Source organism: Guyparkeria sp. (assembly GCF_046540515.1).
Taxonomy (GTDB): Bacteria; Pseudomonadota; Gammaproteobacteria; order Halothiobacillales; family Halothiobacillaceae; genus Guyparkeria.
Window position 1 is genome coordinate 18,700 of record NZ_JBKHFB010000007.1, and the last position, 14,140, is coordinate 32,839.

Here is a 14,140-nt window from a genome sequence, read left to right on the forward strand (position 1 = left end):
GAAAGTTACTTGTTGTCCTTAAGGTAGGATTCCAACTCCGAAAAGCTGGGACGCTCCGATGCAAACAGCACTTTCCTGCCGAATTCGACCGCCACCTGAGGGGGGTATCCGTTCATGAAGGCGATCAGAGATGCCTTGATGCTCTGCTGATACTTGGTCGAATCGCTCACCTTGTGCTCGAGATTTGCGGCCACAGGGTTGACGAACGCATAGGCCGCCAATATGCCCAGGAATGTGCCGACTAGCGCGATGGCGATCAGCTTGCCAAGTTCCTCCGGCGGCAAGTGGACCGACTCGAGCGTGTGTACCACACCAAGCACCGCGGCAACGATACCGAAGGCCGGTAACGCCTCACCCATCTTGGCGATCGTCGATCGCGGCAGGTCGGCCTCCTCGTGATGAGTGTCGATATCCAGATCCATCAAGTTGTCGATCTGGTGCACGTCGAGCGTGCTTGAAACCATCAACCGCAGGTAATCGGTGATGAATTCGACCGTATGGTGATCCTTCATCACGGTCGGCGCACTCTTGAAAAGCTCGCTGTTTTCCGGGTCATCGATATCCTCCTCGATGGCCATCAAGCCTTCCTTCCGTGCCCGGGTGAAGATCGCGTACAGGAGACCGAGGGTCTCCATGTTGAGCTTCTTGCCGTAGCGCGACCCCTTGAAGGCGGTTCCGAATCCTCCAAGGGTAGCCTTGAGTGTCTTGGGTGAATTTCCCGCAACCAGCGCTGCAATCGCAGCGCCAAAAATCATCAGATACTCCACCGGCTGGAACACGATTATCAGGTGCCCGCCGGCCAGCACGAAGCCGCCAAAAACACTGGCCAAAGCGATTAGCCAACCAATTGCAACCATCATGGATTGACAGCCTCCAGAAAACGAATCATTGGCCTTCTATTTCAGTGCCTTGCCGGCGATTTCCGCGAGATCGGCAGAGCAATTCGGGCGATCAAGCATGCGAGCCAGTTCGCCCCGCATCCGATCGGCTCTACCACCATCATACCGGCGCCAACGGCTGAACACCGTCGCCATGCGAGCGGCGATCTGAGGATTGAACCCATCGATCTCGATAATCTTGTCGGCAACCCAGCGATATCCTGAACCCGTCGCGGCGTGAAACGCGACGGGGTTGCCACGCGAGAACGTCCCCACCAGCGCGCGCACCCGGTTCGGGTTGCGGATCGAGAACGCCTTGTGCGCCTCCAGCGATGCCAGTGTCGCGGTGTCGTCCGGCTCGACGATGCGCGCGCTCAGGGCGAGCCACTTGTCCATGACCAGCGGGTCGTCCTGCCACTCGTCGGCGAAGGACTCGAGGGCCTGATCGCGCTCGGAACTTGACCGCAGGGACAACGCGACGAGCGCATTGAAGCGCTCGGTCATGTTGTCCGCCTGCTCGAGTTGCTCCACCGCCAGACGGCGCCAGGCTGGATGGTCCAGCGCATTGAGATAGGAAAGCGTCTGCGCCCGCAACGCCCGGCGACCCACGTCCACCCCGTCGAATCGGTACTCCCCTTCCACGGCGAGTTTCTCGAAGGCAAGCACCAGCGTCTGCGACCACTCGTTTGCCAACTGCTCGCGCAGCTCGACACGCGCCCGGTGAATCGCATCCACGGGCACGTCGCGAGGGAACTGCTCCGCGATGTAGTTCTCGCTCGGCAGATTCAGGCATTCGGCGACGAAGCGCGGGTCCGCACCGCCCTGTTCGCTGACCGCCGAGTGCAACAAGCGACCGAAGGCGGCACTCAGCCCCTCGGGCAATTCCGTTTCCGGCCATTCCCCCAGTTCGTTGGCCTCGCGGATGCGCTCGACCAGGGTCAGGAGCACCAGGCGCTGGTAGGCGTCCCAGCGGTTGAACTCGTCAGTATCGGAACCGGCAAGCAAGGCGAGATCGGCAGCGCTGTAGTCGTGCTCGATCTTGACCGGCGCGGTGAAGCCGCGGTTGAGCGAGAGCACGGGCAGCTCGTCCTGACCCGATAGGCGGTAACGCCGGGTTTCGCGGATCTTCGACAACACCAGGGTCTGCGCCGGCTCGCCGTTGCCGTCCGGCCCGTCGAGCGCAAGCGGCCGCCCGTCGCGATCGAAGGCGGCCAGCCCCAGCGGGATCAGGAAGGGCTGCTTGTCGTCCTGCCCCGCCACGGCGGGGACGTCCTGCTCCAGTTCGACCACCAGTTCATCGCCGTCGCGGCGTTTTTCTACGTGCACGATCGGCGTGCCCGCCCGGTCGTACCAGCGACGGAACTGGGCGGTATCGAAATCCGCCTGCTCGGCCATGGTGTCGATGAAGTCCTCGATGGTGACCGCCTGGCCGTCGAAGCGCTCGAAGTAGCGGTCGGTGCCGCGCCGAAACGCCTCCCAACCCAGCAGGTTGTGCCACATCCGCACCACCTCCGCGCCCTTGTTGTAGACGGTCGCGGTGTAGAAGTTGTTGATCTGCTCGTATTCCTTGGGCTGGACCGGGTGGGCCTGTGGGCCGGCGTCCTCGGGGAACTGCACCTGGCGAAGCAGGTTGACCTCCTCGATGCGCTTGACCGCGGCCGAGCCCATGTCCGCGGAGAACTCCTGATCGCGGAACACGGTGAAGCCTTCCTTCAGCGAAAGCTGGAACCAGTCACGGCAGGTCACCCGGTTGCCCGACCAGTTGTGGAAATACTCGTGGGCGACGACCGACTCGATGCCCTCGTAGTCCTGGTCGGTGGCGGTCTCCGAGCGCGCCAGCACGAACTTGGAGTTGAAGATGTTCAGCCCCTTGTTCTCCATCGCGCCCATGTTGAAGTCGTCGACCGCGACGATGTTGAACACGTCGAGATCGTATTCACGGCCGTAGGTCTCCTCGTCCCAGGCCATCGACTTGATCAGCGACCGCATGGCGTGGTCACAGCGGTCGATGTTGTGTGGCTCAACAAAGATGCCCAGATCGATCGTCCGGCCAGAACAGGTGGTGAACTGGTCGTGGATCGACTCGAGATTGCCGGCCACCAGCGCGAACAGGTAGGAGGGCTTGGGATGCGGGTCTTCCCAGACGGCCAGATGGCGCCCGTCCTCGAGGTCGCGGGACTCGATCGGGTTGCCATTGCTCAACAGCACCGGGCAACTGGCCTTGTCCGCGATCAGCGTGACCCGGTAGCGACTGAGCACGTCCGGCCGATCGGGGAAGTAGGTAATCCGCCGAAACCCTTCCGGCTCACACTGGGTGCAGTAGTTGCCGGAAGACTGGTAGAGGCCGTCGAGCTTGCTGTTGTCGACCGGGTCGACACGGCAGACCACACGCAGGGTGCATGTCTCGGGCAGTCCCCGGATCGAAAGACCGTCGTCACGTACCTCGAGGCGATCGCCGCGAAGTGTCTCGCCGTCGAGCTCGATCGACTCCAGCGTCAGTTCGTCGCCGTCCAGCCACAGCGGCTCGTCGTGTTCGCCGTTGCGTCGGATCTTCAGCGACGACTCCACCCGAGTGCCGCGGGCGGCGAGATCGAAGGTCAGGTCGACATGGTCGACCAGGTAGTTCGGCGGGCGATAGTCGGCGAGGCGGACAGTGTGCGCGTGTCGTTCGGTCATGGTGGCCTTTGAAATGACGACAGGAAATTGGACGGCTCAACCCGAGAGCATATCAGGAACCATATCGGTTCCGCGCCTGTTCATGCCGAGCACTGCGTCAGCCGATGGTCCGATCAATGGTCCCGGACAATGGCCCCGGGCAATGGTCCGGGCCATCAGGCATAATGCGCCCCGTCGTGAACCCGGTGGCCCACCACCGGTCACCCGTTTGCAACCAATCACCGGAGTCGCCGACGCCATGCTCTTTACCCAGATTGCCGCCTTCGACCTGTCAGACTGGTCGGAACCGTCACTGGAAACGCTGTCCGAACGGTTGGCCGAGAAGCGCTTTACCCCCACCCTCTCCCAACAGGTGGAATCCATGGGCTGGGCGCCGGTGGTCGACGAGAGGCTCGCCCTCGAGACCGACGGCGCCTTCGGACTGCTGTTCCGCCGTGAGGAACGCGCGGTGCCGCCGCGGGTGGTCCAGGACCACGCGGCCAAAAAGCTGGCCGAAGAGGCCGGAGAACGCGAACCCTCCCGCGACGAGTTGCGCCAGGCACGCGAGACCGCCCTGCTCGAACTGCTTCCGCAGGCCTTCCCGCGGCAGGCCGAGACCCGGGTAATCATCGATACACGCAACAAACAGGCGTGGCTGGCCAACGCCGGCGAAAAGCGCAACAGCCAGATCAACTCCCTGCTGCGCGAGTCGCTCGGCCAGTGGCGCGTCACCCCGGCGTTCGGCTCGGAAGAGCACGGCAGTCGCCTGTCGCGCTGGCTGCTCGAGGGCCCGCCGGCCGGGTTCGAACTGGGCGATTCGGCCAAGCTGCTCGAACCGCGCGACGGCGGCAGCATCACGGTCACCCGCCTGGGACTGCCCGACGAGAACGTACTGGCCCACCTGCGCGACGGCATGACCGTCGAGCAACTCGAACTGGTCTGGCGAGACCGGCTGCGCTTCACCATCCGGGCCGACGGTGCGCTGACCAAGGTCAAGGCGCTCGATACCCTCGACGACGAGTTCGACGACGACGGCCTGGACGATCCGGCCACCCGCCTGGAGGCCGAGCAACGCCTGACGCTCGACGTGCTGCGTGAACTGACCCGCGTGCTGCACGAGGCCCTGGCCCGCCCCGGCAAGGCCAGCTGACCGCCAGCGACTGACCGACGACCCTGGTCGGGTGCCGGTCGCATTTGGCTACCCTGACCGCCAAATCGCATAATCACGAACCGACCCGTTGAATTCGAGACTCTCTCCCGACTCGACCAACCGATTCTCACAGGAACGCGCATGACCGACTCCGCCCAAACGATTCATTCCCCGGCCGCCTTCGCCCTGACCGCCGTCTCGCCGCTCGATGGCCGCTACGCCCGCCACACGCGAGCGCTGACCGAGTGCTTCAGCGAATACGCGCTGATCAAGTATCGCGTGCTGGTGGAAATCGAATGGTTCAAGGCGCTGGCCGACGAGCCCAAGATCGCCGAGGTCCCGACGCTGAACGACGAGGACCGCGCCTCGCTGGACGCCATCGCATCCGAGTTCACGGTCGAGTCGGCCATGCGCGTCAAGGAATTCGAGGCGACCACCAATCACGACGTCAAGGCGGTCGAGTACTTTCTCAAGGAGCAGGTCGCCGACCACCCGCGGCTGGCCTCGATCAGCGAATTCTTCCACTTCGCCTGCACCTCCGAGGACATCAACAACCTCGCCTACGGCCTGATGCTGAGAAAGGCACGCGCCGAGGTGGTGCTGCCGGAAATCGACGGGCTGATCGACACCCTGCGCAAGATGGCCCACGAGTGGGCCGCCGTCTCCCTGCTCTCGCGCACCCACGGGCAACCGGCCTCGCCGTCGACCATCGGCAAGGAGATCGCCAACGTGGTCGCCCGCCTCGAGCGCCAGCGCGCCCAGATCGCCGAAGTCGCGCTGATGGGCAAGATCAACGGCGCGGTGGGCAACTTCAACGCGCACCTGGCCGCCTACCCCGAGATCGACTGGCCCGGATTCTCCAGGCGCTTCGTCGAAGGGCTGGGCCTGACCCACAACGCCTACACCATCCAGATCGAGCCGCACGACTACATCGCCGAGCTGTTCGATGCCATCGAGCGGGCCAACACCGTCCTGATCGATTTCGCCCGCGACATCTGGGGCCAGATTGCCCTGGGGCACTTCAAGCAGCGCCTGGTCGAGGGCGAGGTGGGCTCGTCGACCATGCCGCACAAGGTCAACCCGATCGACTTCGAGAACGCCGAGGGCAACCTCGGCGTGGGCAACGCCGTGATGGGACATCTGGCCCGCAAGCTGCCGATCAGCCGCTGGCAGCGAGACCTCACCGACTCGACCGTACTGCGCACGCTGGGCGTGGGTATCGGTCACTCTCTGATCGCCTACCGCTCGCTGGCCAAGGGCCTGTCCAAGCTGGAGATCAACGCCGACCAGCTGGCCGCCGAACTCGACGGCAACTGGGAGGTGCTCGGCGAGGCGGTGCAGACGGTCATGCGTCGCCACGGCGTGGAAAAGCCCTACGAGAAGCTCAAGGCCCTCACCCGCGGCCAGCGGGTCGACGGCCCGGCCATGCGCGAGTTCATCGAGGGCATCGACGAGCTGCCGCCCGAGGCACGCGAACGGCTTGCCTCCATGGCGCCGGGCGACTATATCGGCAACGCCAAGGAAATGGCCGAGCGCATCTAGGGACTCTCTGCACGAATGCCATACCGCTCTGCGCGCCTTGAGCCGGGCAGATGCAAGGTGAGCGTGCCCCGGAAGCGGCCGGACGGGCTTCACCATTGCGCCAGGGGCGAAAAGCCCGCATTGTTTGACCGAAGGACACGGCATGACGCCCGGCACGCGGCGTCGAGGGACTGATTGGGGGATGCCGGCATGACCCTGCCCGACAACTGGAGCGAGTACCTGCTCGAACACCCGCTGCCCGTACGGCGGGCAATTCATCAGGGCATGTGCCGGGAACTGCTGAGCGAGTCGCCGGACTTTCCCCGGCTCGTCGGCTGGCTGCGCCGCGACCCGGCGGCGGCCAGTTTCGTCCTGGGCACGGCAGCCAGCGGACAGCGAAAGCGCGAGCGGAGTGCGCCACACAATCTCGAACATGCCCTGTCGCTGCTGGGCAGCGACTGGGCCCGCAACCAGCTGCCGACGCTGCCGATCCTCGAGAACAGCATCACAGACGAGGCCCAGCGGGCCGGCTACCTCGCCGCCTCCTCGCGCGCCATGCGGGCCGCCCGCCTGACCGAGGCATGGCTGATCGAACGCCGCGAGACCAGCTTCGAGATGGTCTCGGTCGCCGCCCTGCTCCACAACCTGATCGAACTCGCCCTCTGGCGCGATGCCCCGGAGATGGCCCGCCAGGCACTCGCGATCGCCAGAACGAGCCTGATCGAATTCACCCGGGACTACGTGGAAGATGCCAGCATGGATCGCTGCTTTTCGGTGGGTCACGCGTTCGAGACCGTGCTGGCCGAGGCGGGCGTCGACTTGCTCGAACTGGAAACGGCTCTGACCGAACGCTATTACCTGCCGGTCATGCTCCTCGCGGAGGAAGCCAGCATTCCCGTTCTGGGGGCGCACCACCAGGCCATTCTCGTACTGGCACGCCGTCTGGCCTTCGCCAGCGAGTTCGGCTGGTATCACCCCGTGATCCGCCGCCTGATCCCGGCGATCGCCGAGCAGCTGCATCTTTCGCCGGCGGCCGCCTGGCGCGTGACGGTGAAGAAAACGCTCTGGGATGCCCGCGAATTCGTGGACATCCCGCTCTATCACCCGGGGCGTCTGCTGGTGCAGCATGACGACGGACGAGAACTGCTCTGGCCCCTGCCGGCGGACTACGGGCTCGAGGCAAGCGACAACGTCTCTCACGCCAGCGGCGGCACCACGAGGGCAACCACGCCCGGACGGCGGATCGGTGAGGCAATCCGGCAACTGACCCGGTTCGATGAAGTCGAGGAAATCGCGCTCTACGAGAACGCCGCACAGGGGCGTTCCCAGCGTCGCTTCCACTGGTGCCGCGCGGGCCAAGGCGAGCTGCCGGAAACCCTCGCTCTCGGCCAGTCGCCATTGCTGACCAGGCTGCAGTCCCGGCTTGAGACACTGGGCATCGACGAGCAGAACCGCGAGCGTCTCGCACCGCACCTCGACAAGACCCTCGAGGCGGCCACCCGGGCCGGGCTGGTGGTCGCGCCACTGGCGGTCGACGGCGAGCTGATCTCGACCCTGCTGGTTCGCGGCGCAGGTGGCGATCGACAACGAGAGATCATCACCGCGCTCGACCGCATCTGATCCGTTCTCAGACCTCGCCGTTCAGCCGAGCCAACGCCCAGCGAATGTGGCGATCGACCTGGTCGCCCGCCTGGCCCAATCCCTTTCGCAGGGCCTCGATCGCCGCCGGCACACGCTCGTGCCCGCCCGGGAGGTTTCCCAGCGCCACGGCGAGATTGCGGCGCCAGCGGCGCCAGCCGATCCGCCGGATGGCCGAGCCCTCGGTCCGGTGCAGGAAGGTCGACTCGTCCCACTCGAACAACTCGACCAGGTCCGGGGCATCCAGCCCCTGGCGGGCGTGGAAGTCGGCATCATCGGTGGTCCGCGCGAAACGGTTCCAGGGGCAGACCAGCTGGCAATCGTCACAGCCGTAGATGCGGTTGCTCATCAGCGGCCGCAAGGCCTCGGGGATATCGTCGTGGGACTCGATGGTGAGGTAGGAAATGCAGCGACGGGCATCGACTACTCCGTCGGCGACGATCGCCCCGGTCGGGCACACGTCCAGGCAGGCGGTACAGGTCCCGCAATGCGGTTCGACCGGCTGGTCGACCGGCAGGTCGATGTCGAGAAACAGCGCGCCAAGGAAGAACCAGGACCCCCCGCTGCGGTTGAGCACCAGCGAATGCTTGCCTTTCCAGCCGATCCCGGCCCGTTCGGCAAGCCCCGTCTCGTATACCGGCGCGGAATCGCAGAAGGCGCGGTAGGTAAAGGGACCCACCTCTTGACTGATGCGCCCTGCCAGTTGCGCCAGGCGCTTTCGCACCAGCTTGTGGTAGTCGCGTCCCAGAGCGTAACGGCTGACGTAGCCAAGGCCGGGGGCGCCCAAAACGCGGGATGGGCCGTGCGATTCGGGCGGCAGGTAGTCACGCGTGACCATCAACACGCGCCGGGTTCCGGGAACGAGTTCCTCCGGGTGAAAGCGCATCATCCCGTGGCGCTCGAAGAAGCCCATCGAGCCGGCGTGCCCCTCGGCCAGCCAGCGCTCGAACCCCGCCTCGTAGGCCGACAGGTCGGTATCGGTGACGCGGGCGTCCGTGAACCCGAGTTCCCCGGCCCAGGTGCGGATGGACTGCTTGAGCTCGGACGGCTCCACGATCAGCCCCCCAGGCGTTCGGCCATCAGCATTCCGCCCCGAGCGGCCACCAGACACAGTACCACCGTGCCGACCACGTAAATGCCCGCCCACAGCCACGCCTGGCGCTGCATCAGGGCCAGCGTGTCGACGGAAAAGGCGGACATCGTGGTGAATGCACCGAGAAAGCCGGTCAGGATTGCGAGACGATACTCCAGCGGCAACTGCCAGCGAGTGAGCAGCCACACGCCAAGAAACCCCATCAGACCGGAACCGATCACGTTGACGCTCAACGTACCCCAGGGAAACGCGCGGCCACCGAGCTGGGTCAAGGCCACCGTGATCGCGTAGCGCGCCATGGCGCCGAGTCCCCCGGCCAGTCCGATCAACAGGTACAGTTTCATTTCGCCACTCTTTTCCTCGGCGGGAACCTCGACCGCCGGCGCCATGATCAGGAATCGCCGCGAGGTTATCACGGCCCGCCGCCACGCCCGGTCAGCGGAAGGACGCGGTGAAGGCAGGCTCCTGCGATAGTTCGCCCATCCGCACCGGGTTGAAACGGCGCGCAAGTGTCCTAAGCTTCATTCGTACGACGACCCCGGGACGAGCCGTCATCCAGACCCCAGCATGTCCGTTGCAGGTCGCCACCGCTCTTCTCAACCCAAGCAAAGTCAAGGAGAACGCATGAAAAAATTGCTACTCGCCAGTGCCATTGCTGGACTCTCGGTGGGCCTGAGCATGCCGAGCATGGCAGCCGACAACAAGTACGAGCAGTATCAGGCAACGATCGACGAGCGCGGGGATTCCGGCGTTTCCGGCACGGCGATCTTCGTTCCTGAAGACGGCAAGATCGCCGTGACGGTCAATGCCCAGAATGCCGACGACATGTCGGTCGGTATTCACCGAGGCCTCTGCCGTTACGCCGAGGACAGCGAGGGCGCGCCGGAAGATCTCGCTTTCAACAAGGAGCCGGAGTTTCGCTGCACCCCGTTCCAGGACGGCGAATCCATGACCACGATCGACATCTCGATCGACGATCTCATGGGGCAGCCGCGTTCGATCGCCGTCTACGATGACGACACGATTACCGCCTGCGGCAATATCCAGTAAGCGTACTGCCTTACCCTGACCAGACGCCCCGGCCCCGGCCGGGGCGTTTTTGTTTGTACCCTCAGCCGACCGCCCGGCCGGCCTGCCAGGCAAGTCCCTACCGGCCGGCGACGTTGTTGCGCAGGTAATGGGGCACGGCGCGATCCGGTGGGATGTAGGCCGTCTCGGGCAGACGGCGGATGATCGCAAGGGCATCCCTGGCGTGGGGCAACGCGTCGGGCTCGAGACGGAGCACCTCGCTCCCTTCACCAAGGGCAGGATAGCGGGCGAAACCGCTGCCACTGGCCACGACACGCCCGGATGCCGTCGGCGGGAAGACCGGTTCGGCCACCGCCTCCTCGAGAACGGTGACCAGCCCGCCCGCCCCGTCCAGCCGGTAGGCGGCGCGGTAGATCTCGCCCATGCGGGCATCGATCGCAGCCCGGGCCTCCACCCCCTCGGTGGTTTCCCCGCTGGCTTGCAGGCGACGAAACGCACCGGCCGCGAGACAGGCGAGCGACGAAACCCCCGCCATCGGCAGGTCGCGGGAGATCGCGACCCCCTGGGCCATGGCCGTGGCGATGCGCACGCCGGTAAACGATCCCGGCCCGCGGCCGAATCCGACCAGGTCGAGATCATCGAACCCGATCCCCGCCTCGTCGAGCAATGCCTCGGCCATGGGCAACAGCCTTTCCGCGTGTCCCCGCGGGGCGACCTCGAAGTCGGTGACCAGTCGTTCTCCGGCCAGCACGCCGGCGGTGCAGGCCTCGGTGGAGGAGTCGAAGTACAGAATGTTCACGGGCACCCCGGCGCGATACGAACAGAAGGATGACGGCCGACCCGGCATGGCCGGACGGCGTCGATTCGAGGCAAGGACTCGACAGGCGCGAATTCTAACGGAACCGACACGGAAGACCGTGCGGCGTCATGACTCCACAAGGATGCGGGAGCGTTCCCCCCCCTCCCGTCAGGAGGCGTCCTAGCCGTCCTGGGCCGGGTCCCAGTGCTGGCGAATCTCGTCGAGCAGCCAGCACGTCGAGCCGTCGAAGGGATCGTCGGGCTGGTCGCTGCCGACGAAGGGCTCGATCTCGTCAGCCATCTGCTTGCCGAGCTCCACCCCCCACTGGTCGAACGAGTCGATCTGCCAGACCGCCCCGGCCACGAACACCCGGTGCTCGTAGAGAGCCAGGAGCGCCCCTACCGCCTCCGGGGTCATCTGCGGGAAGAGGATCGTGTTCGACGGCTGACCGCCCGGACAGACCCGGTGGGGGGCGATGCGCTCGATGGTCTCCTCGTCGGCGCCCTCCGCACGCATCTGCGCCTCGACCTCCTCCTGGGTGCGACCCAGCATCAGTGCCCGGCTCTGCGCGACCAGGTTGGCGAGCAGCTGGCGTTGTTGCGTACCGATCGGGGAGTGGGTGCGGATCGCGCTGATGAAATCCGACGGGATCAACCGCGTGCCCTGGTGCAACAACTGGTAGAAGGCGTGCTGCCCGTTGGTGCCCAGCCCGCCCCAAAGCACCGCACTGGTGTGCGAATCCACCGGCTGCCCGTCGATGCGCACGCGCTTGCCGTTCGATTCCATCATCACCTGCTGGAGGTGCGCGGGCAGAAAGCCCAGTCGCGTGCCGTAGGGGAACACCGCCAGCGAGTCCGAACCGAGGAAGTCGGCGTTCCAGACATCGATCAGGCCGAGGATCAGCGGCAGGTTGTCGCGTCCGGTATTGAGCCGGAAGTGCTCGTCGAGGGCATGTGCCCCGTCGAGCAGGCGCTTGAAACGATCCATGCCGAGATACAGGGCTATCGGCAGGCCGATGGCCGACCAGAGCGAATACCGCCCGCCGACCCAGTCCCAGATCGGGAACATGTTGTCCGGGTCGATGCCGAAATCGCGCACCCGCTGGGTGTGGGTGGAGACGGCGACGAAGTGCTTCTTGATCGCCTCCTCGTCCGGCGCACTCTCGAGGAACCAAGCGCGCGCGGAGCGGGCGTTGGCCAGGGTTTCCTGGGTGCCGAAACTCTTGGATGCCACCACGAACAAGGTGGTCTTCGGGTCGAGTACGGCGAGCTTCGAGGCCAGATCGCTCGGCGCGATATTGGAAACGAAGTGCACCCGGATGGAGCGATCGGCATACGACCCCAGCGCCCGGCAGACCATGCGGGTGCCCAGGTCCGAGCCGCCGACCCCGATATTGACCACGTCGGTGATCGGATCGCCGGCATACCCACGCCATTCACCCGACTGGACCGACTCGACGAAGGTTTCCATGTGGTCGAGGACGGCGTTGACCTCGGGCATGACGTCCTGTCCATCCAGCAGGATCGGCCGGTTCGACCGGTTGCGCAGTGCCACGTGCAGGACCGCCCGGTCCTCGCTGCCGTTGATGTGCACGCCGTTGAACATGTCGTCGCGCAACTCGAGCACGCCGCGCTCCTCGGCCAGCGCGAGCAGCCCGTCGATGACGTCATCGGTCACGCGCTGCTTGGAGTAATCGATCGACAGCCCCGCCGCCCGTCCCGAGAGTCGGTTCGCCCGATCGACGTCGGTCTCGAACCACTCGTTCGGGTGACGACGCATGTGTTCGGTCGCCTTGACCTCGAGCAACTGCCAGATCGGGCTCATCCGGCCGACGTATCGTTCCTTTCGCATCAATTCTCTCCCGGGATCTTGAGGTTGTTTCTCCAGCGGTGCCAGTCGGCATCGAACAGCCGATCCGCCTCCGGCGGCCCCCAGCTGCCCGCTGAGTAGGTCGGAATGTAGTCACGTTCGACCGCCCAGTTGCGCAGGATCGGATCGACCACTCGCCAGGCCCAGGAGACCTCATCATAGCGGAGGAACAGGGTCTGATCGCCGTTGATCACGTCGAGCAGGAGCGTTGCGTAGGCGTCCAGGTTGGTCGGCTCCTCCCCGGTGTAGGTGGCATCCATCTGCACCGTGCGCGTGCGCATTTCCAGCCCCTCGGTCTTGATCTGCATCTCGAAGCGGAAGTTCTCCTCCGGTTGGATGCCGATCAGGAGCCAGTTGGGCGCGGTGTTCGCGATCTGTGTTTCGCGGAACAGTTGCTGCGGCGGCTCGCGAAAACGAATCGAGATCTGCGAATGGCTCTTGGCCATGCGCTTGCCCGTGCGCAGATAGAACGGCACGTCCCGCCACCGCCAGTTGTCGATGTAGAGCTTGAGTGCGGCGAAGGTCTCGGTCACCGAGTCGTCGGGCACACCCGGCTCGTCGAGATAACCCGGCTCGTTCTGTCCGTCCACCGTGCCGCGGGCGTACTGCGCCCGGAACGCCTGCGCGTGCACGCCGCGATGGGAAATCGGACGAATGCAGCGCAGCACCTTGACCTTCTCGTCGCGCACCGCTTCGGCATCCATCGAGGCCGGCGGTTCCATCGCGGTCAGCGCGAGCATCTGCATCAGGTGGCTCTGCACCATGTCGCGCAGCGCGCCGGCCGAGTCGTAGTACTCCCCGCGCCCCTCGATGCCCTGCTGCTCGGCGTGGGAGATCTGTACGTGGTCGATGTAGTTGCGATTCCATAGCGGCTCGAGCAGCAGGTTGGCGAACCGCATCACCATGATGTTCTGCACCGTCCCCTTGCCGAGATAGTGGTCGATGCGGAATATCTGGTGCTCGTCGAAATACTGGTGCAACAGGCCGTCAAGGGCGTGCGCGCTGTCGATGTCGTGGCCGAAGGGCTTCTCGATCACCACCCGCCGGCAACCGAGCGTCTCGTCGGTCAGACCGCAGGCTCCGAGGTTGCGGCAGATTGCGCCGAAGGCGGACGGCGAGACGGCGAAGTAGAACACCACGCAATCCGGAAACTCGTCGTGCGTGAGTCGGTCGGCCAGGTTCTCGAAGCAGTCGGTCTCGTTGAGATCGCCGTTGTGAAAGTGCAGCTTGCCCAGCAGGCGTTCGATGGAGTGGTCCGACGGGCAATCGTCTTTCTCGCCTTCGCCGGCCAGGCACAGGCGCCGCACCTCTTCCCGCCAGGTGGCATCGTCCCAATCACGCCGACCGAAACCGATGATGCGACTGCCCTCGGCCAGTTGGCCGGCGCGCTCGAGCTGATACAACGCCGGCAAGAGCTTGTGCCGCGACAGGCTCCCGGTCGCGCCGAAAATGACGATGGTTACGGGGCTCGGCGGTTCACGGCGGATGGGTTTACGCATGCAGGCCAC

At 65.2% G+C, this 14,140-nt stretch carries 11 protein-coding genes; 4 read left to right on the forward strand and 7 right to left on the reverse strand.

The window, feature by feature from the left end:
- Positions 1–5: 5 nt before the first annotated feature.
- Complete coding sequence (motA, locus tag ACLFRM_RS01645) at positions 6–860, reverse strand: flagellar motor stator protein MotA (RefSeq protein WP_410753886.1); 855 nt, start codon at positions 858–860, stop codon at positions 6–8.
- A 36-nt stretch (positions 861–896) separates the two neighbouring features.
- Positions 897–3,554 (reverse strand): aminopeptidase N, encoded by a 2,658-nt coding sequence (gene pepN / locus ACLFRM_RS01650; protein ID WP_410753887.1) that lies wholly within the window; start codon positions 3,552–3,554, stop codon positions 897–899.
- 238 nt (positions 3,555–3,792) lie between these two features.
- On the opposite strand from pepN, the gene rdgC reads away from it, so the two are divergent.
- The 3 genes from rdgC (at position 3,793) to ACLFRM_RS01665 (ending at position 7,824) form a co-directional block, all read left to right on the forward strand.
- On the forward strand, positions 3,793–4,683 hold the full coding sequence (gene rdgC, locus ACLFRM_RS01655) for a recombination-associated protein RdgC (RefSeq protein ID WP_410753888.1): 891 nt from the start codon (positions 3,793–3,795) through the stop codon (positions 4,681–4,683).
- 141 nt (positions 4,684–4,824) lie between these two features.
- Positions 4,825–6,225 (forward strand): adenylosuccinate lyase, encoded by a 1,401-nt coding sequence (purB, locus tag ACLFRM_RS01660; RefSeq protein WP_410753890.1) that lies wholly within the window; start codon positions 4,825–4,827, stop codon positions 6,223–6,225.
- A 189-nt stretch (positions 6,226–6,414) separates the two neighbouring features.
- On the forward strand, positions 6,415–7,824 hold the full coding sequence (locus ACLFRM_RS01665; protein WP_410753891.1) for a hypothetical protein: 1,410 nt from the start codon (positions 6,415–6,417) through the stop codon (positions 7,822–7,824).
- Between the two features lie 7 nt (positions 7,825–7,831).
- Here ACLFRM_RS01665 and queG read toward each other — a convergent pair whose 3' ends face one another.
- Positions 7,832–8,896 (reverse strand): tRNA epoxyqueuosine(34) reductase QueG, encoded by a 1,065-nt coding sequence (gene queG / locus ACLFRM_RS01670; protein ID WP_410753892.1) that lies wholly within the window; start codon positions 8,894–8,896, stop codon positions 7,832–7,834.
- A 2-nt stretch (positions 8,897–8,898) separates the two neighbouring features.
- Entirely contained in the window at positions 8,899–9,279 is a 381-nt protein-coding gene (gene crcB, locus ACLFRM_RS01675) for a fluoride efflux transporter CrcB (protein ID WP_410753893.1), read from the reverse strand.
- Between the two features lie 280 nt (positions 9,280–9,559).
- Here crcB and ACLFRM_RS01680 point away from each other — a divergent pair, with 280 nt between their 5' ends.
- On the forward strand, positions 9,560–9,985 hold the full coding sequence (locus ACLFRM_RS01680) for a hypothetical protein (RefSeq protein ID WP_410753894.1): 426 nt from the start codon (positions 9,560–9,562) through the stop codon (positions 9,983–9,985).
- A 97-nt stretch (positions 9,986–10,082) separates the two neighbouring features.
- On the opposite strand, the gene tsaB is transcribed toward ACLFRM_RS01680, so the two are convergent.
- The 3 genes from tsaB to zwf form a co-directional block, all read right to left on the reverse strand.
- Complete coding sequence (gene tsaB / locus ACLFRM_RS01685) at positions 10,083–10,763, reverse strand: tRNA (adenosine(37)-N6)-threonylcarbamoyltransferase complex dimerization subunit type 1 TsaB (protein WP_410753895.1); 681 nt, start codon at positions 10,761–10,763, stop codon at positions 10,083–10,085.
- 180 nt (positions 10,764–10,943) lie between these two features.
- Positions 10,944–12,614: a glucose-6-phosphate isomerase gene (pgi, locus tag ACLFRM_RS01690; protein WP_410753896.1), complete on the reverse strand. Its 1,671-nt coding sequence runs from the start codon at positions 12,612–12,614 to the stop codon at positions 10,944–10,946.
- Entirely contained in the window at positions 12,614–14,131 is a 1,518-nt protein-coding gene (gene zwf, locus ACLFRM_RS01695) for a glucose-6-phosphate dehydrogenase (protein WP_410753897.1), read from the reverse strand. Before zwf ends, pgi begins: the two co-directional genes overlap by 1 nt.
- Positions 14,132–14,140 lie beyond the last annotated feature (9 nt).

Excerpts from the sequence above, each read along its gene's own strand:
- motA (WP_410753886.1), bottom strand. The coding sequence starts at position 860 with ATGATGGTTGCAATTGGTTGGCTAATCGCTTTGGCCAGTGTTTTTGGC.
- pepN (WP_410753887.1), bottom strand. The coding sequence starts at position 3,554 with ATGACCGAACGACACGCGCACACTGTCCGCCTCGCCGACTATCGCCCG.
- rdgC (WP_410753888.1), top strand. The coding sequence starts at position 3,793 with ATGCTCTTTACCCAGATTGCCGCCTTCGACCTGTCAGACTGGTCGGAA.
- purB (WP_410753890.1), top strand. The coding sequence starts at position 4,825 with ATGACCGACTCCGCCCAAACGATTCATTCCCCGGCCGCCTTCGCCCTG.
- ACLFRM_RS01665 (WP_410753891.1), top strand. The coding sequence starts at position 6,415 with ATGACCCTGCCCGACAACTGGAGCGAGTACCTGCTCGAACACCCGCTG.
- crcB (WP_410753893.1), bottom strand. The coding sequence starts at position 9,279 with ATGAAACTGTACCTGTTGATCGGACTGGCCGGGGGACTCGGCGCCATG.
- ACLFRM_RS01680 (WP_410753894.1), top strand. The coding sequence starts at position 9,560 with ATGAAAAAATTGCTACTCGCCAGTGCCATTGCTGGACTCTCGGTGGGC.
- pgi (WP_410753896.1), bottom strand. The coding sequence starts at position 12,614 with ATGCGAAAGGAACGATACGTCGGCCGGATGAGCCCGATCTGGCAGTTG.
- zwf (WP_410753897.1), bottom strand. The coding sequence starts at position 14,131 with ATGCGTAAACCCATCCGCCGTGAACCGCCGAGCCCCGTAACCATCGTC.